At 47.9% G+C, this 25,496-nt stretch carries 21 protein-coding genes and 3 tRNA genes; 18 read left to right on the forward strand and 6 right to left on the reverse strand.

What is annotated here, in order from left to right:
- Nucleotides 1-22: 22 nt before the first annotated feature.
- The 7 genes from J3P40_RS00675 (at nucleotide 23) to J3P40_RS00705 (ending at nucleotide 11,820) form a co-directional block, all read left to right on the forward strand.
- Complete coding sequence (locus tag J3P40_RS00675; protein WP_256001926.1) at nucleotides 23-583, forward strand: RNA polymerase sigma factor; 561 nt, start codon at nucleotides 23-25, stop codon at nucleotides 581-583.
- A 95-nt stretch (nucleotides 584-678) separates the two neighbouring features.
- Entirely contained in the window at nucleotides 679-1,848 is a 1,170-nt protein-coding gene (locus J3P40_RS00680) for a FecR family protein (RefSeq protein WP_256001927.1), read from the forward strand.
- A 196-nt stretch (nucleotides 1,849-2,044) separates the two neighbouring features.
- Complete coding sequence (locus tag J3P40_RS00685; RefSeq protein WP_256001928.1) at nucleotides 2,045-5,662, forward strand: SusC/RagA family TonB-linked outer membrane protein; 3,618 nt, start codon at nucleotides 2,045-2,047, stop codon at nucleotides 5,660-5,662.
- Nucleotides 5,663-5,672: 10 nt separating this feature from the next.
- Complete coding sequence (locus J3P40_RS00690) at nucleotides 5,673-7,004, forward strand: RagB/SusD family nutrient uptake outer membrane protein (RefSeq protein ID WP_256001929.1); 1,332 nt, start codon at nucleotides 5,673-5,675, stop codon at nucleotides 7,002-7,004.
- 23 nt (nucleotides 7,005-7,027) lie between these two features.
- On the forward strand, nucleotides 7,028-8,275 hold the full coding sequence (locus J3P40_RS00695) for a TlpA family protein disulfide reductase (protein WP_256001930.1): 1,248 nt from the start codon (nucleotides 7,028-7,030) through the stop codon (nucleotides 8,273-8,275).
- Between the two features lie 92 nt (nucleotides 8,276-8,367).
- Entirely contained in the window at nucleotides 8,368-9,000 is a 633-nt protein-coding gene (locus J3P40_RS00700; RefSeq protein ID WP_256001931.1) for an NAD(P)H-dependent oxidoreductase, read from the forward strand.
- A gap of 96 nt (nucleotides 9,001-9,096) precedes the next feature.
- A complete protein-coding gene (locus tag J3P40_RS00705; RefSeq protein WP_256001932.1) occupies nucleotides 9,097-11,820 on the forward strand; it encodes a carboxypeptidase regulatory-like domain-containing protein in 2,724 nt (907 codons plus the stop codon).
- Here J3P40_RS00705 and J3P40_RS00710 read toward each other — a convergent pair whose 3' ends face one another.
- Both J3P40_RS00710 and J3P40_RS00715 read right to left on the reverse strand, forming a co-directional pair.
- On the reverse strand, nucleotides 11,821-13,386 hold the full coding sequence (locus tag J3P40_RS00710) for a PspC domain-containing protein (RefSeq protein WP_256001933.1): 1,566 nt from the start codon (nucleotides 13,384-13,386) through the stop codon (nucleotides 11,821-11,823).
- Between the two features lie 7 nt (nucleotides 13,387-13,393).
- Nucleotides 13,394-13,741, reverse strand: a complete 348-nt coding sequence (locus J3P40_RS00715; RefSeq protein WP_256001934.1) for a PadR family transcriptional regulator — start codon at nucleotides 13,739-13,741, stop codon at nucleotides 13,394-13,396.
- A gap of 241 nt (nucleotides 13,742-13,982) precedes the next feature.
- On the opposite strand from J3P40_RS00715, the gene J3P40_RS00720 reads away from it, so the two are divergent.
- Nucleotides 13,983-14,141 carry a hypothetical protein gene (locus J3P40_RS00720; RefSeq protein WP_256001935.1) on the forward strand — a complete coding sequence of 53 codons (159 nt, stop codon included), beginning with the start codon at nucleotides 13,983-13,985 and terminating at the stop codon, nucleotides 14,139-14,141.
- Nucleotides 14,142-14,151: 10 nt separating this feature from the next.
- On the opposite strand, the gene J3P40_RS00725 is transcribed toward J3P40_RS00720, so the two are convergent.
- On the reverse strand, nucleotides 14,152-15,294 hold the full coding sequence (locus J3P40_RS00725) for a putative sensor domain DACNV-containing protein (protein ID WP_256001936.1): 1,143 nt from the start codon (nucleotides 15,292-15,294) through the stop codon (nucleotides 14,152-14,154).
- A 23-nt stretch (nucleotides 15,295-15,317) separates the two neighbouring features.
- Complete coding sequence (locus J3P40_RS00730) at nucleotides 15,318-17,387, reverse strand: TonB-dependent receptor plug domain-containing protein (protein WP_256001937.1); 2,070 nt, start codon at nucleotides 17,385-17,387, stop codon at nucleotides 15,318-15,320.
- Nucleotides 17,388-17,497: 110 nt separating this feature from the next.
- On the opposite strand from J3P40_RS00730, the gene J3P40_RS00735 reads away from it, so the two are divergent.
- The 8 genes from J3P40_RS00735 to J3P40_RS00770 all read left to right on the forward strand — a co-directional run bounded on the left by J3P40_RS00735 (nucleotide 17,498) and on the right by J3P40_RS00770 (nucleotide 23,241).
- The gene (locus J3P40_RS00735; protein WP_256001938.1) at nucleotides 17,498-18,166 is read left to right on the forward strand and encodes a metal-dependent transcriptional regulator; all 669 of its coding nucleotides are present in this window, start codon (nucleotides 17,498-17,500) and stop codon (nucleotides 18,164-18,166) included.
- 12 nt (nucleotides 18,167-18,178) lie between these two features.
- The gene (locus J3P40_RS00740) at nucleotides 18,179-19,462 is read left to right on the forward strand and encodes a DUF2130 domain-containing protein (protein ID WP_256001939.1); all 1,284 of its coding nucleotides are present in this window, start codon (nucleotides 18,179-18,181) and stop codon (nucleotides 19,460-19,462) included.
- Between the two features lie 37 nt (nucleotides 19,463-19,499).
- Nucleotides 19,500-19,808 (forward strand): hypothetical protein, encoded by a 309-nt coding sequence (locus tag J3P40_RS00745; RefSeq protein WP_256001940.1) that lies wholly within the window; start codon nucleotides 19,500-19,502, stop codon nucleotides 19,806-19,808.
- Entirely contained in the window at nucleotides 19,798-20,523 is a 726-nt protein-coding gene (recO, locus tag J3P40_RS00750; protein WP_256001941.1) for a DNA repair protein RecO, read from the forward strand. The genes J3P40_RS00745 and recO overlap by 11 nt, the downstream gene beginning before the upstream one ends.
- 95 nt (nucleotides 20,524-20,618) lie before the next feature.
- Nucleotides 20,619-20,693, forward strand: a tRNA-Val gene (locus J3P40_RS00755).
- Nucleotides 20,694-20,735: 42 nt separating this feature from the next.
- Nucleotides 20,736-20,810, forward strand: a tRNA-Val gene (locus J3P40_RS00760).
- A gap of 151 nt (nucleotides 20,811-20,961) precedes the next feature.
- Nucleotides 20,962-22,440: a ligand-binding sensor domain-containing protein gene (locus J3P40_RS00765; protein ID WP_256001942.1), complete on the forward strand. Its 1,479-nt coding sequence runs from the start codon at nucleotides 20,962-20,964 to the stop codon at nucleotides 22,438-22,440.
- Nucleotides 22,441-22,521: 81 nt separating this feature from the next.
- Nucleotides 22,522-23,241: a DUF4488 domain-containing protein gene (locus J3P40_RS00770; protein ID WP_256001943.1), complete on the forward strand. Its 720-nt coding sequence runs from the start codon at nucleotides 22,522-22,524 to the stop codon at nucleotides 23,239-23,241.
- Between the two features lie 15 nt (nucleotides 23,242-23,256).
- On the opposite strand, the gene J3P40_RS00775 is transcribed toward J3P40_RS00770, so the two are convergent.
- Nucleotides 23,257-23,442: a hypothetical protein gene (locus J3P40_RS00775; RefSeq protein ID WP_256001944.1), complete on the reverse strand. Its 186-nt coding sequence runs from the start codon at nucleotides 23,440-23,442 to the stop codon at nucleotides 23,257-23,259.
- A gap of 11 nt (nucleotides 23,443-23,453) precedes the next feature.
- Nucleotides 23,454-23,627, reverse strand: a complete 174-nt coding sequence (locus J3P40_RS00780; protein WP_256001945.1) for a hypothetical protein — start codon at nucleotides 23,625-23,627, stop codon at nucleotides 23,454-23,456.
- Between the two features lie 224 nt (nucleotides 23,628-23,851).
- On the opposite strand from J3P40_RS00780, the gene J3P40_RS00785 reads away from it, so the two are divergent.
- Nucleotides 23,852-23,926: transfer RNA gene (locus J3P40_RS00785), tRNA-Val, on the forward strand.
- Nucleotides 23,927-24,278: 352 nt separating this feature from the next.
- Complete coding sequence (fabV, locus tag J3P40_RS00790) at nucleotides 24,279-25,478, forward strand: enoyl-ACP reductase FabV (RefSeq protein WP_256001946.1); 1,200 nt, start codon at nucleotides 24,279-24,281, stop codon at nucleotides 25,476-25,478.
- The last annotated feature ends 18 nt before the right edge of the window (nucleotides 25,479-25,496 follow it).

The raw sequence follows: 25,496 nt of genomic DNA on the forward strand, positions 1-25,496 counted from the left end.
ACCTCTTCAGAACGAAAGCGAATTGCTTGCTCAGATCGCGCAAGGGGACCAGCGTGCGTTCGCGGCACTTTTCAAACATTACCACAGGTTTCTCTACAGTTTCAGCCTGCGCATCACCTCTTCTGAAGAAAGTGCAAGTGAAGTGGTGCAGGATGTGTTTTTAAAAATATGGCTTAACCGGGAAAGACTTGCCGAAGTTCAGAGTTTCGGCGCTTACCTGAACCGGATGGTGCGCAATCATTCGCTGAACGTTGTGAGAAAGGAACTTCAGGTAGCCCGCACAACCGGCGAGTTCGGCCGGTCTTTCGATGAACGCGACGACTCAACCACCCTGCAGCTTGAGTATAATGAGGTAAGCAACCTGCTGAACGAGGCCATTGCCGGACTATCGCCTCAGCAGCGGCAGGTTTATCAGTTATGTCATCAGCAGGGGCTGAAATATGCGGAAGCCGCCGAGAAAATGAATATATCGCCGCAGACGGTGAATGCGTACATGAAAGATGCCTTAAAAAAAATCCGGATGCATTTCAAAAAGCATGCAACAGTTTACCCGCTACTGATCCTGGCACTCTTCGATTCCTGACAGGAAGCAAATGATATTTTTTTATTCTGACTACCCTGTAAGCAAGTATGAGCGGTGTCATATCAGTAAAGGATCGGCGACGCCGCTTACGGAATATGAAAAACAATCCAAGACTTCATCACTTGATTGACAGCTACCTTCGGGGCGGCCTGTCTCAACTGGACCGCGCCGAGTTACTCAGTTATTTTGAGGACCCGGTTTACCGGACGGAAATCGAAGACCGGCTTGGCTTTGAATATGAACGGGAGACCGGCGATCGGGAAATGAGCGCAGGGATGCAGGAGCAGACCCTGGCGCAGATATTCGGTTACAAACATACCGCTGTAATGCCCACACGACGGACATGGAAAATATGGCGCAGACCGGCTATCGCCGCTGCCATAGCATTGATCCTTTTCGGGGCCGGACTCTTTTACTACAATGCAGGCTTTCATCAAACAGTATCTAGACAAAGTACTTACAGGAACGATATTGACCCGGGTACCAGCGGTGCTACACTGACCCTTGCCAACGGAAGAAAAATAAGACTCTCTGACGCAGCCAATGGCGAACTCGCCACGGAGGCGGGGGTGGTCATCAGTAAGACGGCTGACAACCAGCTGGTTTATGAAATAAAAGGACAGGCTTCGGACGGGAAAGCCATGAATGTATTGTCGACCGCTAAAGGGGAAACTTACCAGGTGCGCCTACCAGACGGGTCGATGGTTTGGATGAATGCAGCCTCAACGCTGACTTATCCGGTCAACCTGGGCAGGCAGGAAAAACGGATGGTAAAATTTGAAGGCGAGGGCTATTTTGATATTGCCAAAGACAAGGACCACCCCTTCGTAATAGAAAGCCGAAACCAACAGATCGAAGTGCTGGGTACGCAGTTTAACATCAATAGTTATGCGGATGAACCTCTCACCCGCACCACCCTGGTGGAAGGTTCCGTAAGTGTCAACGGCAGCACCAGGCTGAGCCCTAATCAGCAGGCCAGGGTCGGTAAGTCGGACATTACCGTGATTTATGTAAGGCCAGAAACGTATACCGACTGGAAGAACGGCATCTTCAACTTTGAAAATGAACCCCTGCAATCGGTGATGCGAAAAATTGCCCGTTGGTACGATGTGCAGGTAGACTACGCCTCAGCACCAACCGCCGGCAAGACCTACAGCGGTACGATTTCTAAATATGCGAAGATTTCGGCCGTACTGACGCTCCTGGAAGAAAGTGAAGGCATCCATTTCAAAGTGGATGGAAGAAAAGTAACTGTAATTAACTAAACAACGAATAAACTAAGCTAAACCATGAAACACTTTTACACTAAAGCAGGACCCTGAAAGGAGATAAACTGTATATGCAGACAAGCCTGAAAAAGAGCCAGGGGCGCTCCAACACCCCTGGCCAAAATGTTCAGATTGTCCTGTGAATTAATCCGTTAAAATTTCATTTCCATTCAAATCCAAACAACTCAAATGTATGAAAATTTGTACTAAGAACTCGTGCGGGCATCCCCTGCACCTGGACAAATTCCTGCTGATCATGAAAATCACCACATTTCTATTAATCGTTTGCATAATGCAGGTCAGCGCCCACAGTTTTGCGCAAAAGATCACATACTCCCAAAAGGATGTAAGCATAAAGCAGCTCTTTCGGGAAATTACCAGGCAGACCGGATACAACATCTTTTACGCAGATTCTAAAATAGACCAAAACAGGAAACTGGACGTCAGTTTTTACAATGCCTCTATCGAGGAAGTCCTGAACCGCAGCTTTTACGGTCAGCCAGTGGTATACACGATACGGGACAAGAATATCATCGTGGAGCGTCAGGAAAAATCCTTACTGCAGCGCCTTACAGAGGTGTTCGACAATATTAATGTGACAGGTACCGTGCGCGACGAACGCGGCATTCCGCTTCCGGGCGCGACCGTCAAAATAAAGAATACGAACCGGATATTCATTACCAACGCCACAGGCGGGTTTGAGTTCAGGGCCGTAGATGAAAATGCCGTCTTGGTTGTCTCTTATACCGGCTATAAAACCAAAGAGGTACCCGTAAAAGCAGAGTTGACTATTTCCATATTCCCGGAAGACGAAGAGCTTAGAGAGGTGACCGTGTCTACCGGCTATCAGCGGATCAGCAAAGATCAGCTCACCGGGGCGGCTTCAACCGTAAGTGAGGCCGAATACCATCAGCGCGAGGCGATTACAGGCAATTTTCTGGAAAGTCTGGAGGGGAAGGTGCCTGGATTGGTATACAACGGACAAACCGGAGAACTGAGCATTCGTGGCGTTTCTACTTTTGATGCCGTAAAGCAGCCTTTGATTGTATTGGATGGATTTCCTACAGAGATTGATCTCCGCACCATAAACCCGAACGACATCGTGTCCATATCGGTGTTACGGGATGCCGCAGCCGCCTCTATTTATGGAGTAAGGGCTTCTAACGGTGTGATCATCGTGGAAACAAGGAGGGGAAAAGCCGGAAAACCGACCATTAATTTCAATAGTTCTTACGCTGTTCAGGCTAAACCCGATTTCGGCTACCTGAATTACATCTCGGCCGCCGAATTCGTACAGCTTCAACGGGAGAACTTCTATATCTCAAAGCCTACCACAACGTTGTACGATCTGGGTTACTACAAAATGAACCCGGCGCAGGAAATCCTGTTTAAAGGGCCCCGGACAGGCGTAACCAATCCCCAACTGAGCCAGGAGCAAGTAGATGCACAACTCGCCGCCCTCGGCTCGTACAGCAATCTGCAGGAATATAAGGACCTGTTCTACCAGCAGCGCCAGGCCCGTAACCTTAATCTCGATGTAAGCGGGGGAAACGACCGCAGCACTTATATGATAGGCTTCAATTATATCGGAGAAAGGCCTGTAAACCGACGGTCGGAGAATAACCAGTTTAACCTTAACCTGGCCAATACCATACAGCTGTCGAGCCGTATCAGTGCCGACCTGAGAGGGACTTATACCAATATAACAAACCGTTCGGGCCTGACGCCCGGCTATGGCGACTTTTTCCCCTATGAAAGGTTGACAGACGATCAGGGGAAGGCTCTGGCTATGTCGCTCGGACAAGGGCGTGATTACTCCACCAAGGCGTTGACCACGGCAACCAATAATACACTACAGGCGGCCGGACTGTACGATCTTCTTTACTATCCTTACCAGGAACTGGCCTCGAATACAACCACGGTGCGCACGGGTTCCATGCGTTTTCAGGGACGGCTTAACGGGAAGATCACAGACTGGATGAGCCTGGACCTGGGTGGCAATTATGAAAATCAAAGCATGCTGACCGACAGGCTCCAGACGGAAAACGCCTATGAGTCGCGCTGGCTGATCAATTCTATGGCGCTTCGCGACCCGGCCAACGGCAGGGCACTGTTTACAAATATGCCTAAAGGAAATATCCTGAGAAAAAACACGCAGAAAGTGGTCAACTACACCCTGCGCGGCCAGCTTAATTTCAATAAAAGTTTTGATGGCCACGAGCACAGCATCTCCGGAATCGCGGGTGTAGAACAGAGAAAAACAAACTCCGACGGATACCTGACCTCGTTCTTTGGGTACGACGGACAATCGCTCATCGTGAAGCCGATCAATATGGGCGCGCTAAACGCAACAACCACCCCTGCCATCTCTTTCGGGCCATCGGCGTTCGGCTCCCGATTCAGCAGCAACAATTATTTTAATGAAACCTCTACCGACCGCCGTTTCAATTCATACTATGGTCAGGGCACTTATATCTTTAGATCGAAATATGTGGCAACCGGAAGTTTTCGTATAGACCAGTCCAATCTTTTTGGCGTAGATCCAAAATACCGGAACAAACCACTGTGGTCGGCCGGCATCAACTGGCGTCTTGGAGAGGAAGCCTTTATCAAAAAGCACGAGTGGATCAGCCAGTTGCAGCTTCGTACGGCAACAGGTTTCAATGGAAACGTGCCGAGCAGCAATAACGGTGCCTTCCTGATCCTGAACACGGCGCTGAACACGGCCTTTACTACGCCGCTGACCTACAACGAGGTGCTCACACCGGAAAACCAGTCGCTAAGATGGGAAACAACCAAAAATTACAATCTGGGGCTCGATTATGGCTTGTTTAATAACCGCATTACGGGCTCGGCAGATTATTATCTCAAAAAAACGATCGATGTTTTCGGCAAGTTTGATGCCGACCCGACAACAGGCTTTAACCAGTACGACGCCAATACGGCTTCTATCGAGAACCGGGGACTGGAACTGCTGATCAACAGCCACAACATTCGCGGCGATCGCTTTTCCTGGAGAACACAGCTAACAGCCTCTTTTAACCGCAATAAGGTACTCGCCGTTAAGGCAACGGAGTTTGCCAACTCACAGCTTATTGCGGCTAACACGAACCCTGTTCAGAGCCAGCCGATCGGAGCGCTGTACAGCTATAATTACGGAGGTTTGAATGATATGGGTCAGCCTTACGTGATGGATCGCAATGGCAATGCACACGTGCTTACCCTTTTCAGCTTCGGCGCAGGCACAGACGATGTAACCAGGGAAGACATGATTTACAGTGGGACAACAGTACCGAAACATGTGCTGGGTTTAAACAACCAGTTTAGCATTGGTGACTTCGATCTTTCCTTCCTGTTTATGTATTATGGCGGCCACGTAATGCGCGTAGAACAGCCTAACCCAAACAACATTGGCAGCAGCAGCAGTTTTCCGCTTCAGGGTGCGGTAAATTTCTGGCGAAATAAAGGTGACGAACTGAACACCCGTATACCGGGATATACCGGAGCTACCAGTACGGCGCCCGGCTATTATCAGTCGTCTGCGCTATATGGCTACCAGTATGCCCATGAATTTGTACGCAAGGCCGATTACATTCGTTTGCGCGATGTGGTCATCACTTACAACGCAAAAGCTAAGTTTCTGCGGGATCTCGGGCTGAGGGACACCCAGCTTCGTTTTCAGGCGCAGAACCCATTCCGCTATACCTTCAGCGGAAATGATATAGATCCGGACGCGATCGACAGGCTTAACGGGGTTCGCCGCCTGGAAACTCAGCCTTTCTACAGCTTTACCTTATCCACCAATTTTTAACTCTGCAACCATGAAAAAGACATATATATTTCTGGTCCTTCTTGCCATTGTGGCCAGTTCCTGTAAAGATTTCCTGGAAATCAAACCCAAAGGAATCATCCTGCCTGAGAAGCTTTCGGACTATGAAGGATTACTTAATGCGCCCTCTATGACGCGGACTTTCCCTATTAACCTGCTGGATTTTACAGACGACAATTTAAATACCTTTGAAGCAACGGTTCAGTCGCCCACGGCGAACGGCTACTATTGGCGCCCCATCCTCACTATGAATGAGAAGGCTAGTCCGGATGTTTGGGGACCAGCCTACCGCAGCATCTACTCGGCCAACGTAATCATCAACGGCGCGGGCAGCGCTACTGACGGTTCGGACCTGCAGAAACAAAGTGTCATTGCCGAAGCCCTGGTAGTTCGGGCCAATTGTTACCTTGAGCTGCTTACCGTTTTTGCCAAGGCGTACAATCCGGCGACTGCTGCAACCGATCCGGGCCTGCCTCTGGTAACCAGCACAGATGTGAACGACAAAGCTCCTCCGCGCGCTACCCTGAAAGCTACGCTCGACGCGATCATAGCCGATCTCAAAACTGCTGCTGAAAGTCTGCCAACCACCAATATCAACCGGTACCGAGCCACCAAGTATGCAGCGTACGGACTGTTGAGCAGGATCTTTCTGTATATGGGCGACTTCGACAACGCTGAAACCTATACGGATATGGCCCTGCAAGGCACGCACAGCATCCTCAACTATAATAATTACGCTACCTACACCTTAATGCCGGTGTATGATCTTAATCCGGAAGTTTTATGGCAGCGTGCCGCGGTGAGCGGAAGCCCTATTTTCATGCTTTACTCAAACGATCTGAAAACTTATTTTGACAGCAACGACATCCGTTATAGTTTTCTTACGGTTACCAACAACAATGGCCTGGGGCGGGCATCACTGCCGGGGGTCTATAACTTTGGCATTACCTATCCGGAAATGCACCTTACCCGTGCTGAGCTCCTGGCACGCGATGGCAAATTTAATGAGGCAATGACAGTGATAAACACCTTACGGAAAAACCGTATACGTACGGCTGCTTATGCCGACCAGACGGCCAGTTCAGCCGAGGAAGCGCTCACCAAGGTACTCGCCGAACGCCGGCGCGAACTCGCATACAGCGGTATGCGCTGGTTTGATATGAAGCGGCTTGATCAGGAGGGTGGCATGCCTGAAGTAAAGCGAATAAACCCTAAAACCGGTGTTGTTGAAGCCACCCTGTCGCCCCGCAGTCCGAACTACACCTTCGAGATTCCCATTCGCGTGAGCGCGTTTAACCCTGACATGGAACTTAACCACAAATAATTCATAACACTTATACTCAAAAAATGAAAGCATTAATCACCAGTGTCATGATGATGACACTTACATTTCAGGGCTTTGCGCAAACAGGCAAAACTGAGCTCACAGATGATCTTGTGGCCAACAAGGACAAAGCCTTAGGGCGTTTCGTGCCCTTACATAACGGCACATACCTGTACAAATTTTACGTGATTCCGGTACCGGAAGTAGAACAAAAGTTAAAGGAATACCGGAAAGCGATGGAACCAGAGATCGCCAAACAAAAGACCCCGGCGCTGCAAGCACTTGCGCGCAAGGATGTAGACTTTCATGCCAGGAAGGTCATGAGCTGGCATGGTGGACTGTATGGGATGGATTCTGTAGGTATGGCCAATCTTGAACATGTTATGACCACCAAAAAGGGGGACCCTAATTTTACAACCCTCATTGCGGAAGCCCAAAAGAAGGCTTTCGTTAAAACACTCAGTCCGGATGAGCGAAAAGCAGTTATGGACAAGGTATACGGAGATGCGGAACTCGATAACGAGGCGCTGTTTAAACGGTCTGCCGCCTACCGCACCTGGCTGGGCGACTATATCACCTACCTGAGAAACTTCAAGTACAGACAAGACACGACCATGGGCTGGGCGGGGATGCCCATTGTGAAGCTGAAGGTGGTGAAGGCAGAGATTCCTGCCGGTTTTGTACAGGATCAACTGAACTACCAGTACACCACAGAGATACTGAAAATGGTGAAAGACAGTGCAGCCAAGGAAAGTGCTTACAGAAGTTTCATGAGCAGCTCGAAGAATGCCGCGCATAGGAAGGAGATCGAAACCATCTACGCCAACTACAAAATGATGGCAGGCAATGCCTTGTCGCCCGACTTCGACTATGCGGATGTAGACGGCAAAAGAGTTTCCCTGAAGTCGCTCCGCGGTAAATACGTTTATATCGATGTATGGGCGACCTGGTGTGCACCCTGCAAAGCGGAGATTCCCTTTCTGCAAAAGGTGGAACATGATTACGCAGGAAAAAACATCGAATTCGTGAGTTTGTCGGTTGACCGCCTGGCAGACAAGTCTAAATGGGTAAGTTACGTGAAAGACAATAAACTTGGCGGGATACAGGTGATGGCCGACAAAGATTTCTCCTCAGACTTTATCAAGAAATATAATATCAATTCCATACCACGATTTATTTTGATAGATCCAGCAGGCAAGATCGTTGCAGGGGATGCCTATCGTCCGTCCGACCCTTTGCTACGCAGCCAGCTGGATAAACTGCTCAATTAATCATCGCTAGGTCATAAGGCATAGTCCCATATCGCCATTACAAAGTAACGTTACTACATTTGCTAACAGTGTTATAAAAACAAAACATAGTTATGAGTGTAATAGAAGCTTTGCAATGGCGGTATGCCGTTAAAAAAATGAACGGCGCACCTGTTGAGCAGGAAAAAGTCGACCAGATTATAAAGGCAGCCCACCTGGCGCCTACATCCTCAGGCTTGCAACCGTTTGAAATTATCGTTATTACCGATAAGGAACTTAAAGAAAAGATCAGACCGATAGCCTTCGATCAATCACAAATCACTGACTGTTCGCATTTACTCGTGTTTGCGGCCTGGGATAATTATACAGAGGAACGAATCAGAACGGTATTTGCGCATACCAATGCCGAACGGGGTCTGCCAGAATCGGCTACGGAAGACTACGTAAAACGCTTGCTGTCGTTATATACTATAAGGTCTGCGGAAGAAAACTTCCAGCATGCGGCGCGGCAGTCGTACATCGCATTTGGCGCGGCCATCATTGAAGCCGCAACATTGAAAGTAGATGCCACCCCCATGGAAGGTTTCAATGCAGCTGAGCTCGACGCATTGCTCGGATTGAGGGAAAAGGGACTAAAAAGTACCACCATCCTGCCGCTGGGTTATCGCGACACCGAAAACGACTGGCTCGTGAACCTTAAAAAGGTACGCAAACCGCTCGATAGTTTTGTCACTGTGCTATCATAGCACAACAGTCAAAAAATGTTAAATCTGTCTGGTATTTAATCTGATGCTTTTATTAAATGAATATATTAGCGAGGTTAATACCAGACATTCGTTTTAATGAGGATATTCAGAGTCATCATAGCTGCCATCATTCTGCTGGCCGGCATAAACTATTCCACACAAGCTCAGCAGGACAGCATCGTTCTGAGCAAAATCATCGACAAGTCCAAAGAACTATCGGAGAGCAGGCCTGTGGAGCGGGCATATGTCCATTTCGATAAACCTTACTACAGCGTGGCCGACACGGTATGGCTCAAAGGTTATGTCACCATGGAACAGAACCTGCCTACACAGCTCAGCAAAATCATGTATGTGGAGGTGATCAACAGTCGCGATTCACTGGTTCAAACACTTAAGCTGCCATTGGTTAATGGGGTAGCGGAGGGCAGCATTCCGCTGAATCAGGGCACCTACCGCCAGGGCAATTATCACTTTCGCGCTTACACGCTGTGGATGCTGAACTTTGATCATGCGCATTTGTTTACGCGTACCATCCCGGTTGGGGAAGCCATAGATAAAGAACTGATCACCCATTTCAGCTATGAGAATACGCAAACGGACAAAAGTCAGCTTATAGATGCTACCCTGCAGTTTAAGAGTGCGGAGAACATACCTTTGCCGAACAAGCAGGTTACCTGGGAAGTCAATTCCAACTTTGACGTAGTGAGTAAAGGCAAGGGCACAACCGACCAGAACGGCGTACTTAAAATCAAGATCGATCCGCGTAAAAACGGTCCGATAACCGACGGGGAACTCGTCACCCGCCTGGAGATTGCCAGCGACGACATCCTGACGAAATCTTTCAAACTGGCCCCGGTGAAAAATGAGTACGACCTGCAGTTTTTCCCCGAAGGAGGTGAACTGATCAGCGGCATCCCGCTTAAAGTTGGTTTTAAAGCGATCAATGCTGCCGGACTGGGTGCCGACATAAAAGGAACAGTAACAGACGGCGGCGGTGCTACCGTGTTGCAGATAGCATCATCCCATCTGGGCATGGGTTCCTTTATGTTTACGCCCGAGGAAGGTAAAAGCTACAAAGCCAGCGTCAACTTCCCGGATGGCTCTACCAAAACCTATGATTTGCCGAAAGTAGTGGCTGCAGGAGCTTCGGTACAGGTAGACAATACCGACCCGCTAACGCTTCAGGTTAAGATACTGGCCAACAACACCTATTTTTCCGTCAACAAGAACAAGACACTTTTCCTCGTGGGTACCCATGGAGGGGTGATTTGTTATGCCGCAAAAACCAAACTCAACAGTCAGCTCATCAATGCAAAAATACCGAAGGAGACCTTTCCATCCGGCATTATGCAGATCACCCTGTTTTCTGAAAGCGGTCAGCCCATCAGCGAACGCCTGGCGTTCAACAACCCCTCCTCACAGGTTAAGGTGGAACTGAAGACTGATCTGGCTGCCTACAGGCCCCGGCAGAAGGTAAAACTCAGCGTGACCGCGAAAAATGGGGCTGACCCGATGGACGGGAACTATTCCGTATCGGTAACCGACGACCAGAAGGTACCTGTAGATGAGGATGCTGAGGTGACCATTTACAGTTCCCTGCTGCTCACCAATGATCTGAAAGGCTATGTGGAAAAGCCGAACTATTATTTCAATAAACCTGATGAAAAGAAGCTGTCAGATCTCGATGTCCTGCTGCTCACTCAAGGTTACCGCAGGTTCAATTTTAAGGAAGCGCTCACCGCGCAATTCCCGCCAATCGCTGTGTTGCCTGAGCAGGATATGCGTGTTACGGGTACCCTGCGCGACAGGACTGGTATGCCTGTAAGAAAAGGCGCGCTACGTCTTACGGTAACCGACTCGCGTATTTCAGCGGAGACAGTAACCAGTCCTACCGGCACATTTGCATTCCCGAACCTTGTTATACCCGACTCTTCCGAGGTGGTGATCAATGCCAAATACAGCGCCGGCGGATCCAGCCTGATGATCATGCTCGACGGTCAGCCTGCGGCACCTGCCTTCAAGAATCTTCACCCGCAGACTGAGACCGTAAATATTGATAGCGCCCTGGCACCGTATCTTGATAACAGTAAGCGAAAATACAGCTATTTGAGAACCCTGAAGGAGGTGAAGATCGAAGGAACGAAAATCAAACGTCCAAGCCACAGTGATCATCCGTCTTTAACCAGTCTGGGCAATATCAATGTCACAGTGGTAGAAGGCGATCGATTTAAAAACTTCGCTTCAATTGCTCAGGCCATGCAAAACTCTTTAAATGGCGTAACTTTCTTTCAGAACAACTTCTATGTAAGCCGCGATTATAATGCAGGCAGCCGCATACCTATGCAGATCTTCCTGAACGGGGCACCGATTGATTTCACCGGATTGATGGCAGTCTTACCTGAGGAGGTTGAAAACGTAGAGATCTTTTTAAAAGACGAACTTGGCACGATCGACCGTTTGTATAACACCCGCGGCGTATTGGTGGTAAACACCAAGAAGCCGGTGAAGGGACAGAAGATCAGCGTACAGGATCTGAGAAATATGATCCCGGAGGCCAACCTGCTTAAGTTTTCTCCTAAGGGCTTTGCCCGTCAGCGGGAGTTCTACTCACCAAAATATGTAAACCCGGCCAACACCTATAATTTCAATGATTTGCGGACAACCATCTACTGGAACCCTAAGGTGATTACCGGCGCTGGCGGAACGAGCGCCATGGAATACTATAATGCCGATGGCAACGGAACGTACCGGGTGGTGATCGAAGGGATAGACAAGAACGGCCAGGTTAGCCGTTCTGTGCATCGGTACACGGTTAAATAATTAATCTTCCGGCTCCGTAGGTTTAGGGTGCACACATTGCAGGCCATTTGCCGTCATCAGTAGTTCAAAATATTCGAGCTCATGCACATGGTGTTCATCATTCCCCTCGTCGCAGTCCCAGTAAAGATTGCCGCTCAGATAACGGTGGAAATCTTTGTGAAGATTGAGCCGGGTGCCAACAGGGAGCCGGACAATCAGTTCTACTTCCTGACCGCGCCAGTTGCTGCCTTTGCTCAGGTGAATCGAATGCCCTAGGTTCACTACCGAATCTGTCTGACTGAAATCATAATGTATGTTGCGCGCATTGATCAGTGCAGTCTCAAAGTCCAGGCCCCTTGCCTTAAAGTTCCGGGTTACTGAAGCCTTATCATTGTCGCTCTTCTCGATCCAGATACGCACATTGCGGGGCGACTCGAATTCGTGGTCTATATCGTTTAAGATCTTTCTGTCTTTATAGTTTTTACGGTCAATTTTATACCTCAGGCTATCTGCCGCCGTAAAATACCGGGTCCTGTCCATTTTTAGCGTATACACCGGATAAGGTTTTAGCTCACCTACCTCTGCAAACTCGGCACCTTCTTTAAACTCAGACGAGATGCGGGTGATGTAGTAGGCAAGCGGCGCCACGCCGCACAACCAAATAATCAGCAGCACAAAAGACAGCGTGCGGTTGACTGGCCTCTTGGTAAACGCCACGCGAAGGGAAAACAGCAACAGCGCAAGCAAGGGGATACTGGCTACAATAAAGGCGGAGATCAGCAGGGGACTAAAATAACTGTCGTTGACGATATTGAATGGAAAATAACCCGACGCCTGCGTATCCCAAAAACCCATCAGGGCTACAGTACCCACCATTAGTCCGATCAAAGCCAGTGATGCCCATGCGATGATCAAGACTGCGGCAAGCTTGAAGACAAAGCGGAACAGCTTCGACAACGCACCGGACACAAAGTCCATCATCTCCGATAGCGATCCCTTGCTCTGCTTAAAGAAAGGATCAAAATTGCTGCTCGCAAAACCGCGCAGGTTAGCCTCCATACCTTTCATGCTCATTTTCTCAACCCTTGTTTCTGCCTTTGGCACCATGATCCACAGGATAACATAAGTGAGGATACCCAGCCCCCCTGCGAAAATGCTGAGGAAAGCTGCAACACGTACCCAGCGTACATCCACGTCGAGGTAGTGCCCAAGTCCGGAACATACTCCGGCGATAACCGCCTGGTCTGTATTTCGGAATAACTTCTTCACCGAAAACGCATAAGCGCTTCCTGCCCGGGGGCCTGCAAACTCGGCCTCTGCAGAATGCTCGAAATCACTCACCGAGCCCATGCGCTCCATAACCGAGCGTATATCATCGATGCCGATGGCCTGCTTTTGTCCTGAACTAAGATTTTCATGAAGCATTTCGGCTATCCTGTTCTCAATATCGGTGACAATTTCAAAGTCTTCGGCCGTCCGGGCGAAATGCTGTTTTATCTCGTTCATATAGGCGACCAACATTTCGTAGGCGTCCTCTTCAATTTGAATGATGGAGTTGCCGATGTTTATATTAAATGTCTTTTTCATTTTCTGCTCATTTATCGGATTTGTTTGCCTGAGAATTTTTTGACGTGTTTATAGCATGGGAAAGCTCTTGCCAGGTAGCGTCGAGCTGGCTAAGGATTGCTCTGCCCTGCTCGGTAAGCACATAATATTTACGGGGCGGACCGGAAGTGGACTCTACCCAATTATACGCAAGCAGGCCATTGTTCTTGAGCCTCGTTAGTAAAGGATACAACGTACCTTCCACCACAAGAAGCTTGGCCGATTTAAGCTCAGCAATAATATCCGACGCGTAAATCTCGCCTTTGGAGATAATTAAGAGCACACAATATTCAAGTATGCCCTTACGCATTTGCGTCTGTGTGTTTTCTGCTATCATAAAACAAAGATATATGTTTTATACAGTAATATGCAATACAAAGTACTATAAAATAAACAGTATCAAATATATCCGACTGATTATCAATACAATATTTTCTTAAAGATTGATATTAAAAGACTAATGTGTCCGGTTAGTGTGTGTAATTAACAAAAAAGAGGAAGTTATTAACGATTCCACATATCCATGGACGGATGGCTTGGGGTTTGATATGATTTTAGTGCACCTATACTATCTTCCTATGTTGATCAAAACACATCCCCTTTCATTCACTTTTGTCCGACAAAAGATTCAGAATCAACCAAAGCCGCTTACAAAAACGCAATGGATCAGTTACGACCGCGTGGTGATGCTGCTGTTAATCGCTATGGTCATCGCCGGAGCGGTAATCTATTCCTGACCGTAAACTATTAGAGTAATAGCGCATCGATTCTATGGGCCTGTACCCTGTCCTGTTGGTCAGACCAGCTATATAGGGTAAAGTGTCCGTCCTGCGAAGCCACCATCGCAGTGGCATCACGCTGGTCGTGAACAAACTGCGCCGCAGACAGATGCCTGGTCCCTCCAACCTTCGTGGGGTGTACAACTACCGCTGCGCCACCTTCAACCGGTTCAGAAAAAGCCAGTTCATCCACATTGTCTTTGCCCTTAGCGCGACCAATTTTCGCACCAAAGGCAAGCAGCTCGAAGGAACTGCTGATCACTGTAGCACCATCTACTGCAGTTAATCCCGCCAGGTGTTCTACCTCCCGCCTCAATGCTGTTTGCCAGAAGATCTGGCTCGACTCCTTACGTTCGTTCAGCAGCAGCTTAGATAAACCGTTGAATGCAGGCTGAATGAGATATTGTACCGGCTTGATAATAGACTGGAGCCAGTTGTTGTTCTCGCGGTTCACAATAAGCAGCGTGCCACCCCGACCATGTGCACGCATGGACACAGCGAGCTGGATCATCACATTCACAGAGTCGTTCCAGTACGAAGGCGCCGTCAGGTCCAGAAGGGAAAGCAGCATTGGCGGACAGTCCGGCGTACTGGCCATATGTCCGTCTACCATCTTCACCTGATCCCCTTTAAGCACCGCCACATTGGTAAACTTGCCGAAACCATAAATCCGGCGATGCTTAATCACCAGCAGTGCCGGCTCTGACACATCTACCACAAAGCAAAAATTCGGGATGCTCACCGTGGTTCCCCAGATATAAAGCTCCCCTTCTTCGGCCCATACACCCAAATGGATGCCCGAGCGCTCTATTCCTGGCGCAAGCTTGGTGAGGGTGGAGGGTGTAAGCTTAAACCGCTGTTTAAAAAGAAGCGGATTGCCGGCCTGCTGCGGAGGCAGGAAAGCAAGGGATATTTTTGGCGAATGCCCCTCCTCTTTTCTCAGACTCGCCCAGAAGGTCGCATCCAAAACCGCTTCCACAACATCATGCGTGGGAAGCGGCGCAAGGTCGTCCTCCCCATTTTCGCGCGCAGCGGCAAGATGTGCAGCAAAAATAGCCTCTACTTTTGGTGCAATATGCCTTGCGGCCTGGTAGGTGGAAGGGTACTTCATGCCCTAAAGTTAAGCGATTGCTTTTACTTAATTGTATATCTAATGCCAAAAAATCCCCTGATTCCCTGGTTGGGTCCGTATACATAAGTTGGGTCGAAAGTAAGGGCGTAGGGATTGTCCGAAGTCTTTATAACCTGTCCTTGATCATCATAGGTCACGCCCCGGTCAAAGGGATCATTTGCCCGGGCTATAATAAAAGGATTTCCACGGTTCGGCGTCCAGTTAAGCAGGTTCTTAACCCCTCCGTATAATTCGAAGCGCGAAAAACCACTATAGGTAAATTGGATGTTCTGGATGCTCCATGTATCCGAATATGCTTTGCGCGGATCAAATTCTCCCGCCAGCGGTAACCGCATCGGACTGTAAATGTTACCGGTGTAGTCGGCCGACAAATTCAGTCGCTTGAACTTGTACGACACCGCCCAGGTACCGGAAAATTTCTCCGTCAGAATCTGAGGTCGCTTTACACCGCCTTCGTAGGTCGCTACATCCTGATACGTGGCTCCCAGAATAACCTTCAGCCCGTTCGGAAGTGTCAGGTCTATATTTGTGCTCAAGCCCTTGCTCACTGCGTGTCCGCGCAGATTACTGTAGATTATGGAATCCGGATGCTTGTCAAAATCCCCGATGATCCGGTTATTGAAATACGTATAGAATGCCGAGCTCTCAATGCCGATAAAAGCATTGCCGGCGGTGTAAATTTTGGTAAGGTAATTCAGGTTCACATTGTACGACTTTTCGGGTTTCAACTTATCCTCAATCTTTACAGCGCGGGCGCCCGTCAGTGCTGCATGATCTTCCGTAAAAATATTAACCACCCGGAAACCCGTACCGGCATTTAAACGCAGCATATTATTGGCATTCAGGTTCCATTTATACGCAAACCGGGGCGTTAAAATATTCCCGTGCACAGAGTTGCGGTCGTAGCGCAGACCAGCCAGGAACTTGTGCTGTCTGCCCGCGCTGATTTCGTCCTGCACAAATATGCCCGGCAGCCAGGTATCTTTCGAAATGGCCTGATTTGCCTGGGTAGTCGCCGATGTATTATCGTCATAGAACGTATACCGCAGCGCAGTACCGAGCAATACATCGTGGATGCCCGCCTTTTTGTCCCACACCAGCTGACCGAAAGCGATCTTCTGATCGGCAATAAAGGAAGTGGTACCATAACGGCTGTCCTGATCATGCGCATTCAATGAGAACGAGAACAACATACGCTCCTGCAAGGGCAGTTGATACGTGCCGATCAGTTCCCAGCGACTGGTAAAAATACTTTCCCCGTAAACCTGGTCGCCCCCGCGGTAGGATTTGTTCCATTGCATCTCACCGCCCCAGCGGTCCTCATACATGTACCGGGCGCCCAGATTAAAAATACGGTCCCCGGCCCGCTTAAACGCCCACTTCTGGAACACCGAAATACGATCCTGCAAGGTCACATCTGTAAAATTATCGTGGTTATGGTCGACCGCATTGCCGTATTTAAAATAGTTTACTCCTGTAAGCACACTGGCGAGCCTGCCTGCATCAAACTTAAACCCCAGGTCAGCATTATGCTCCTTAAAACTCGTCGCAAACACATCGGCAAAAAGCTTTGCAGCATCTTTAGGCTTCTTGGTAATGATATTGATCAGTCCTCCTACCGCCTCGCTGCCGTATAACGAAGATGCAGGACCCTTCACGATCTCTATCTGCTCTACCAGGGAATTTGGAATGCCGGACAAGCCATAAACAGTCGACAAGCTGCTTACGATAGGCATTCCATCTATCAGGATCATCGTATAAGGACCTTCCAGTCCGTTAATGTGAATATCACCCGTATTGCAGATGTTGCAGTTCAATTGCGGGCGAACTCCATTCACATTCTGCAAAGCCTCAAAAATATTAGGTGTAGGATTCTTTTTAAAATAACCATGCGTGTATACTTCTACCGGGACCGGACTTTCCAGCCGGTTTACGGGCTTCAGCGTTCCGCTGATCACCACTTCATCCAGGCTGTCGGCTTGCTTGGTCAGCGTATCGGTCTGACCCAAGCCTCTGTTCGGACTTAAGAACAATATCAAAAATGCGAATAACACAATGGTACAAATCCTCATAATTAAATTATTAAACACCCAAAACTACAAAAGTTAGATAAACCTAACAATAATAATTCCATCAATCTATTAAATTGCTTTAACTAACTATTTCCTCTAAGTTTGTATCTATGCTATCTTATACTGAAGAAAACTACCTTAAAGCTTTGCTGAAGCTCAGCTTCCAGAATGAGGACAAGCCAGAGGCAGGCACGAATGAAATGGCCGCCTACCTGGGTGTGAAGCCAGCTACAGCTACCGACATGCTCAAAAAGCTTAAGGAAAAAGACCTGGTTTCTTATAAGAAATATGGCAAAATACTGCTTACCGACGCAGGTAAAAAGAACGGAATCGCGATACTGCGGAAGCACCGGTTGTGGGAAACCTTCCTCTGCGAGAAGCTTGACTTTAGCTGGGACGAAGTGCATGAAGTAGCCGAGCAACTCGAGCATATCCAGTCGGCCAAGCTGGTAGATAAGCTTGAGGAGTTCCTAGGATTCCCGGAGTATGATCCGCATGGAGACCCTATCCCGAAGGCCAACGGCGAAATGCCTGAAGCGGCCAAAGTACTATTGTCGGAAATCGTGGAAGACGAAACCTGCACCGTGGTGGCCGTAAAAGACACGTCGACCCTGTTCTTGCAATACCTGGAAAAACTGAACATCGCCATTGGCTCAAAAATCACCGTTAGGGAAGTAATTAGTTTTGATGGCTCCATGAACATCGAAGTAGAGGGCGGCGAGCCAAAAAGTGTATCGGCCAAGTTTGCCGAAAGCCTGTTTGTAAGGCGACAAAAATAAAGGAGGAGAGAAATGGCGACCGAAATAAAATGCCCCGCATGTTCCCATAGCTTCCCTATTGAGGAAGTTATGGCCGAAGAATACAAGAAAGACCTCAGGGACAAAATGGTGTCCTTCACCAAGCAGAAGGAAGAAGAATTTGCCCGAAAACAGCAGGAATTTCTCCAGCAGCAGCAAAAATTGCAGGCCAGCTTTGAACAACAGCAGCGGCAGCAGGCCCTTGCCTATGAGCAGAAACTCGAACAGGAGAAGAAACTTTTACAGGCTACGCTGGAAGAGAACCTGCGCAAGCGCATCAGCAGCGATTTTGAAAATAAACTGCAACTGCTCGACAATGCCAACAAGGAAAACGAAGAAAAGCTTCGTCTAGCCCGGCAAAAGGAACTCGACTTCCTGAAAAAGGAGCAACTGATGAAGCAGAAAGAGGAAGAACTTGAGCTTCAACTGCAGCGCAAGCTTCAGGAACAGCGGGCAGAAATGGCCGATCAGATCAGAAAGCAGGAGGCTGAAAAAAACAACATCAAAGAAACTGAACATCAGCTCAGGGTAAAAGAGTTGGAGAAGCAGCTGGAAGACCAGAAGAAACTCGCAGAGGAGATGAAGCGCAAAGCCGAACAGGGCTCTATGCAGTTGCAGGGCGAAGTCCAGGAACTGATCTTAGAGGAACTGCTGCGAAATTCGTTTCCCTTTGACCTCATTACCGAGGTGGGTAAAGGCGTGCGCGGGGCCGACTGCGTACACCTGGTACGCAACCAGTTTGGCCAGGAATGCGGGAAGATCATTTATGAAAGCAAACGCACCAAGGATTTTTCTAACGACTGGATCGAGAAACTCAAGAAAGACATGCGCAGTATGGGCGTAGACGTGGCCGTAATCGTTACCCAATGTTACCCCAAAGGGATGGACTGCTTCGGTGAAAAAGACGGCGTGTGGATCTGCTCTTTCGACGAGGTGAAAGCCGTGTCTTATATCCTGCGCGACGGGATCATCAAACTTGCCGGGGCCACAAGATCTCAGGAAAACCGGGGCGATAAAATGCACATGCTGTACGACTACCTCACCAGCAACGAATTTTCGGAACAGTGGAAAGCCATCCGTGAAGGCTTCATGAGCATGAAACTCTCCATACAGAAAGAGCGCGATGCCATGGAACGGCTTTGGAAAGCACGTGAGAAACAGCTGGAAAAAGTATTGCTTAATGCCGCACACATCAGGGGTTCTATAGAAGGTATCGCAGGGACAGACAGCATACAACTGAGCCTGACCGACGAGGAAGATCCGCTGTTGCTTGAGTAGCCGACAGATTTACCTGACACCAATGATAAACTAAAGCATGTACGCCAGGAAAAAAGTACATCAGCAGGCCAGCACGGCAGCGCAGACCGCCAAGATCATTGCCAATGTACATGGTCTTGCAGAAAAATCTTTGCTTCGCTTTGAAGGCAACGATGTTTTCGTGTACCCCCAAATTTGGAAAGACCAAGCTACCGCCGAAAACTGGATCAAATGCCTGCACATCTACTGCACCGTAAAAAGGCAGCTTAAGGCGGGCGAAGAACTAAGATTCCGGCATTACGAAAGCGGTGAGCAGATTGCCGTGTTCAGGAACAAGAAAGTCATACTGCAAAACTATGCTACATAAAACCCGCGGCATCGTGCTCAAAACAACGCAATACAGCGAAAGCAGTGTTGTCGCGCAAATCTTTACAGACAAATTCGGCATACAATCATACATGATCAACGGCGTTAAAAAGCCCCGGGCCAAAATCAGCATGAATATGCTGCAGCCGCTCCACCTGGCCGATATGATCGTGTACCACAAAACCAACACCAGCATTCAGCGCGTCTCAGAACTCCGCCCCTCACCCGTTTTCGCCAACATCCCCTACGATGTGGTTAAACGCACCATGGTGATGTTCCTCAACGAAGTCCTTTACAAAAGCATTAGACAGCAAACTGCCGACGAGCACCTGTTCGATTACCTGTACCACGCCATATGCTGGCTCGACGCCTGCGAAGACCTCAACGTCAACTTTCACCTCTCCTTCCTCATCAAACTCTCCAAATACCTCGGATTTGCGCCCAATACCGAAAAAAGAGCCGGCGACGACTACTTCGACCTGCACGAGGGCGAATTCTGTCAGCGCATACCCGGACACGGCAATTTCCTTGACCTCTCGCAGGCGAACCTTTTCACCGCACTATTTGTGACACCATTTGAGAGACTCGATGATTTTCATATAAATAATGCAAGCAGGCGTATACTGCTTGATAAATTGCTGATTTACTACCGGTTACATACCGCATCCTTCGGAGAAATCCACTCACACCTCGTCCTTGAAGAAGTACTCTCATAAAAAGCACGATCTTTTTTTGCATAAATGATTTAAGGCTGTATATTTGCAATCCCAAATCAGGGGAGCCTGGTCGGGCTAAAAACGACAGAACCTTAGGGAGATTAGCTCAGCTGGTTCAGAGCACCTGCCTTACAAGCAGGGGGTCACTGGTTCGAACCCAGTATCTCCCACAAAAAACAGAGCCGACTGTTTTCAAACAAATGGCAGAACCCGGGAGATTAGCTCAGCTGGTTCAGAGCACCTGCCTTACAAGCAGGGGGTCACTGGTTCGAACCCAGTATCTCCCACACAAAGCCTTTCAGTATCTGAGAGGCTTTTGTCATTTAGTGCTAATTGTACTATTGTTATACCCTGTATACAATCACAGCTGTAAGATGACGCAATTACATATTTTTTGAAATATCTCTGTATCTTGCTTGCCTAAGTTTTACGTTACTCATGTTTATCAAAACACAGAAATTTTTATTCACACTCCTGCTGCTGAGTATAGTGCATTATGCCAATGCACAAAACATTTTCCCTAAGAAGCTGAACAATTGCCCGACTTCCAAATTCTGTTTGGATTGTGGAGACGTTAAAGTTGGTGCCGATAGCCTTAAGTTTTCAAAAATGATCCAGTATTTGAATTCACACAACAATGTGAACAATCTAAGGGGGTCTATTCTGTTCCAGGTTTTGGTAGATTCGACGGGTAAGGGTTGTGTGCTGAGCCATACCGATGTAAATGGGCGGATGCTATCGGAAAAAGTTGTAATGGCCCTAAATGACTTTACAGGCTGGTCGCCTGCCTCTACAAATGGGAAAATTGAAGGTAGGGTTTCTGTAAATGTAGCAATAGATGTTTTAAACGGGAAGCTCTCTGGCCGAATACAGCGGGTAACAGAAGAGTTCGCAACTGCCTTGTTTGACCGGCCTGTGGATCCGGATATCCAAAATAAGCATTATAAATATGATAATGCGCATCTTGCGTCTTATAAATTGACCGTCTGGAATTCCAAGAATTCCATCATGAAGAATAACCTTAGCGACCATTTGACGATTGATCACGAGGATATCGTTTTCTATGATACAACCAATGATTTGTATTGCGTACAAAACGGGAAAGTGCAGAAGGTTGACAGAGGCGTTTTACCACCTGCCAAGTATTATTATGTGAAAGGAATGGCAACAGATAATTCAAATGTCAAATGGTTTTATACTGAGTCCGGTTTATATAGTTATAATAATAAGGACTGGGTACTTTACGACTCTCTCAAAACAGGCATTAAAAGGGGCTATAGCATCGTCAATAATGCGGCGTCGGGAGAAGTTTATTTCACTTCAGACCAGGGGTTGGTGATTAATAAAAATGGAGTCTGGTCTGTAATTAACAAGGCCAATATAAAAGCGCTGCCTTCTGACCGGGTAAATTATGCTAAAAAAGATAAGAAGGGTCGTATCTGGATTGGAACTTTTAGCGGTTCTGTGATGATTGATCTGGACGGCACTGCAACAGATTTTAACGCCGGCAGTACTGTGCTGAAGGGTAAGTGTATCACAGCCCTGGAAGAAGACAGTCAAGGTAATTTATACTTCGGACTTTACGAATATGCCCCTGCTGACCGCAAAAGATTAATCAGAAATGAAGGTATTGCTGTGTTTAAACCAGACGGCTCCTGGAAACAGCTTACGATCGAGAATTCCGGTATACCTGTAAATGACGTTGGACCAATGTTATATGATGAAAAGGAAAATGTATTGTGGATTGGCACAGCACTAGCTGGACTAGTGAGATTCGACTTAAAGGACGGCTGGGAGCTTTACAATAATAAAAATTCACAAGTCCCTTCTTCCTTTGTGACTGATATTGGCAAAGATACCAAGGGAAATATCTATCTGACTACCAGGTATGGACTTGTTAAAATCGAGAAAAAATAGAGTCTTTCATATAACTGAAAGGCTTTTGTTTTCATGCGGTGCAGGAATTATTTCGTATCTTACTTCCTAACCATTCTCATCATGACCAAATCAATATTAACCCTCACCTTTATAGCGCTAAGCGCTGTAAGCGCCTACAGCCAAAGCTATACAGAGCTTCTGCTGGGCACCTGGAAGATCAAAAAGTTTCAGTACGGTAACCACCCGAACAATAACGAGAACCACAACAGGTTTATAAAATACAAATCCTACACGCCCACACACTTTATAGTGACGGAGGTAGATTCTGCCAGCAAGGTTACAACGACGAGTATCTTTGGAACCTACGAGATCAAAGACAGTACATACACCGAAACGATCCTGCACGTCAACCAAGAGTCGGCCTTCATGATCGGCAAGACTTTTTCCTTCAAACTCAAATTTGACGGTCTGGATAAAATGACCTCTACGGGTTCGTTTAATGACATGGCTACGTCCGAACTATGGGAACGGGTCGTCTACTCCGAAAAAGACCCCTTTGGGGCAAAGCGCGACCCGCTCGCACGTTACCGGAACCAGCCGCTATATATCCTTCAGGTAGGCGAGGTAAAAACCAAAATTGAACCAGTTGGCGATAACAGGCCACTGTCTCGAATCCCGCAAGAGGCTATTTCGGCCATTAACGTGCTTAAGGACGAAGAAGCGATCAAAGCATATGGCGAGTCTGGCAAGTACGGGGTGATTATTATCTCCATTTTGCCAGCCAGGCAGGAAGAGGTGAAAAAGCTTCTGACTGAAGTGCCGCCAATAAGAATACGATGAGCTGTAACTAAAATATCACAGCAGCCCGCGCCTGGGTCGTTGCTGCCGAAGGCTTATGGGCCGTTTGCTTTGCCCGCCATCCTGATTCAGGTTAAACGAACCGGCAGATCTGCCAGTCACGCCATCTTTTGACACTGCTGAAATTTTCTCCTTTGCGCTTTGTGCAGACTTATCCGCTGCGCCCTTCTCATGCTTTTTCATCACCATTACTTTTAGTCTTCTGATTCTGTTTCTCCGACACCTTCGTTATTTACTTGAGTGCCTCCTCCTTCGGTATCGTCCAGCAAATTACTTTCCTGCTGACCCATATCGGCATTGTCTTCGCTTTCTGTTACAGACTGCTCCATGCTTTTAGGATTGTCCTGATCTTGTTCATTAATGCTCATCTTGTTCTTATTTAATTGGTTATCTTCTTAGGCCCGCATTTATCCGTTCCTAATCATTTAACCATCGAACACAGGATAAGTTTTAGCTGATAAATACGATAATTATCAGACAAATACGCGCTGACCAGACGTATAATGAGCAAAGCATACGGGTGCAGCCGCGTAATCAATTGAACCGTATTGCGAAACTTCTCGGGATTACGTAAGTTTGCCTGCCATCTCACGGGAGTTTAGCTCAGCTGGTTTAGAGCACTACCTCGACAAGGTAGGGGTCACTGGTTCGAACCCAGTAATTCCCACATAAAACCTTCTGCCAAAAGCGGGAGGTTTTTTCATTTAAACCTCCTGCATTGCGTGTGTAAATTAGACTGCTTTTAGACTGGTATTACACTGCTATTAGACTGGTATTAGTCTGCTTAAACCAGTGTAAAAGCTGTTTTAAGCCAGTTTAATATCAATAATAAAGCACTGTAATTTACCGTACCAGAGGGGATGCATTTACCACCCCTCAGACTGGCTTAATACCCTGCAATTTTGGATCGGCAGCCGGTCGCCGCCAAACAATTGCTGCACTTAAACATTTTTTCATTAGACAAAAGTTTTAGCTTTGTCTGAATTAACACTGGATTTTTAGACTTAAGGATATAAGATATGATTATCGCACCCAGAACACGTGGATTTATTTGCCTCACGGCGCATCCGGAAGGTAGCAAGCAGAATGTACTTGACCAGATCAATTATGTAAAGGCCGCCGGCCCGGTAGAGGGACCAAAAAAGGTGCTGGTTATCGGTGCGTCGACCGGGTTCGGACTGGCATCCAGGATTACCAGTGCTTTTGGCGCGGGGGCTGCCACTATTGGTGTTTATTTCGAAAAGCCTGCAGCACCGGGCAAGCCGGCTTCTGCTGGCTGGTACAATACCGCAGCGTTCGAAACTTTTGCCGAAGAGGCCGGTTTGTATGCCAAAAGCATTAATGGTGATGCATTTTCTAACGAGATCAAGCAGCAAACGATAGCGCTTATTAAGGCCGACCTGGGTCAGGTAGACCTGGTGATATACAGTCTGGCATCGCCCAGGCGTACGCATCCGGTAACGGGCGAGGTGTTTAACTCTGCACTGAAACCGATCGGACAGACTTTCAGAAATAAAACGGTAGACTTCCACACCGGTGTGGTATCGGAAGTTGAGATTACTCCTGCCAATGAGCAGGATATTGAAAATACAGTGGCCGTAATGGGCGGTGAGGACTGGAAAATGTGGATGGATGCCCTGAAAGAAGCTGGCGTGCTGGCAGAAGGGGTTAACACCGTAGCCTATTCTTACATTGGTCCGGAACTTACCGAACCTGTATACCGCAAAGGAACGATTGGTCGCGCTAAAGACCATCTGGAAAAAACAGCTTTCACCATTTCAGATGACCTGAAAGATGTAAACGGAAAAGCTTATGTGTCGGTAAACAAGGCTTTGGTGACCCAGGCAAGTTCGGCAATTCCAGTGATTCCATTGTATATTTCACTGCTGTATAAGGTGATGAAAGAAAAAGGGCTGCACGAGGGCTGTATTGAGCAGATCAACCGTTTGTTCCACGACCACCTGTATTCGGGCAAACCACTCCAAACCGATGAGGCCGGACGTATCCGTATAGACGACTGGGAAATGCGTGAAGATGTGCAACAGGAGGTTGCGGCGCTGTGGGAAAAGGCGACAACCGAGAACCTTCCGGAAATTGGTGACCTGAAAGGCTACAGCAATGACTTCTTTAAGCTGTTTGGCTTTGAGGTACCGGGGGTCGACTATGAGGCCGATGTGAACGAGGTTGTTGAGATCCGCGGTTTGCAATCAGCTGGCTAGTTTTCAGCAAATTGCGTA

The organism is Pedobacter deserti (genome assembly GCF_024436415.1).
GTDB lineage: Bacteria > Bacteroidota > Bacteroidia > Sphingobacteriales > Sphingobacteriaceae > Pedobacter > Pedobacter faecalis.

What these genes read in the sequence shown, in the direction of transcription:
- J3P40_RS00680 (WP_256001927.1), top strand. Translation starts at nt 679, where the DNA reads ATGAAAAACAATCCAAGACTTCATCACTTGATTGACAGCTACCTTCGG.
- J3P40_RS00685 (WP_256001928.1), top strand. Translation starts at nt 2,045, where the DNA reads ATGAAAATTTGTACTAAGAACTCGTGCGGGCATCCCCTGCACCTGGAC.
- J3P40_RS00690 (WP_256001929.1), top strand. Translation starts at nt 5,673, where the DNA reads ATGAAAAAGACATATATATTTCTGGTCCTTCTTGCCATTGTGGCCAGT.
- J3P40_RS00695 (WP_256001930.1), top strand. Translation starts at nt 7,028, where the DNA reads ATGAAAGCATTAATCACCAGTGTCATGATGATGACACTTACATTTCAG.
- J3P40_RS00700 (WP_256001931.1), top strand. Translation starts at nt 8,368, where the DNA reads ATGAGTGTAATAGAAGCTTTGCAATGGCGGTATGCCGTTAAAAAAATG.
- J3P40_RS00705 (WP_256001932.1), top strand. Translation starts at nt 9,097, where the DNA reads ATGAGGATATTCAGAGTCATCATAGCTGCCATCATTCTGCTGGCCGGC.
- J3P40_RS00710 (WP_256001933.1), bottom strand. Translation starts at nt 13,386, where the DNA reads ATGAAAAAGACATTTAATATAAACATCGGCAACTCCATCATTCAAATT.
- J3P40_RS00715 (WP_256001934.1), bottom strand. Translation starts at nt 13,741, where the DNA reads ATGATAGCAGAAAACACACAGACGCAAATGCGTAAGGGCATACTTGAA.
- J3P40_RS00720 (WP_256001935.1), top strand. Translation starts at nt 13,983, where the DNA reads ATGTTGATCAAAACACATCCCCTTTCATTCACTTTTGTCCGACAAAAG.
- J3P40_RS00725 (WP_256001936.1), bottom strand. Translation starts at nt 15,294, where the DNA reads ATGAAGTACCCTTCCACCTACCAGGCCGCAAGGCATATTGCACCAAAA.
- J3P40_RS00730 (WP_256001937.1), bottom strand. Translation starts at nt 17,387, where the DNA reads ATGAGGATTTGTACCATTGTGTTATTCGCATTTTTGATATTGTTCTTA.
- J3P40_RS00735 (WP_256001938.1), top strand. Translation starts at nt 17,498, where the DNA reads ATGCTATCTTATACTGAAGAAAACTACCTTAAAGCTTTGCTGAAGCTC.
- J3P40_RS00740 (WP_256001939.1), top strand. Translation starts at nt 18,179, where the DNA reads ATGGCGACCGAAATAAAATGCCCCGCATGTTCCCATAGCTTCCCTATT.
- J3P40_RS00745 (WP_256001940.1), top strand. Translation starts at nt 19,500, where the DNA reads ATGTACGCCAGGAAAAAAGTACATCAGCAGGCCAGCACGGCAGCGCAG.
- recO (WP_256001941.1), top strand. Translation starts at nt 19,798, where the DNA reads ATGCTACATAAAACCCGCGGCATCGTGCTCAAAACAACGCAATACAGC.
- J3P40_RS00765 (WP_256001942.1), top strand. Translation starts at nt 20,962, where the DNA reads ATGTTTATCAAAACACAGAAATTTTTATTCACACTCCTGCTGCTGAGT.
- J3P40_RS00770 (WP_256001943.1), top strand. Translation starts at nt 22,522, where the DNA reads ATGACCAAATCAATATTAACCCTCACCTTTATAGCGCTAAGCGCTGTA.
- J3P40_RS00775 (WP_256001944.1), bottom strand. Translation starts at nt 23,442, where the DNA reads ATGAAAAAGCATGAGAAGGGCGCAGCGGATAAGTCTGCACAAAGCGCA.
- J3P40_RS00780 (WP_256001945.1), bottom strand. Translation starts at nt 23,627, where the DNA reads ATGAGCATTAATGAACAAGATCAGGACAATCCTAAAAGCATGGAGCAG.
- fabV (WP_256001946.1), top strand. Translation starts at nt 24,279, where the DNA reads ATGATTATCGCACCCAGAACACGTGGATTTATTTGCCTCACGGCGCAT.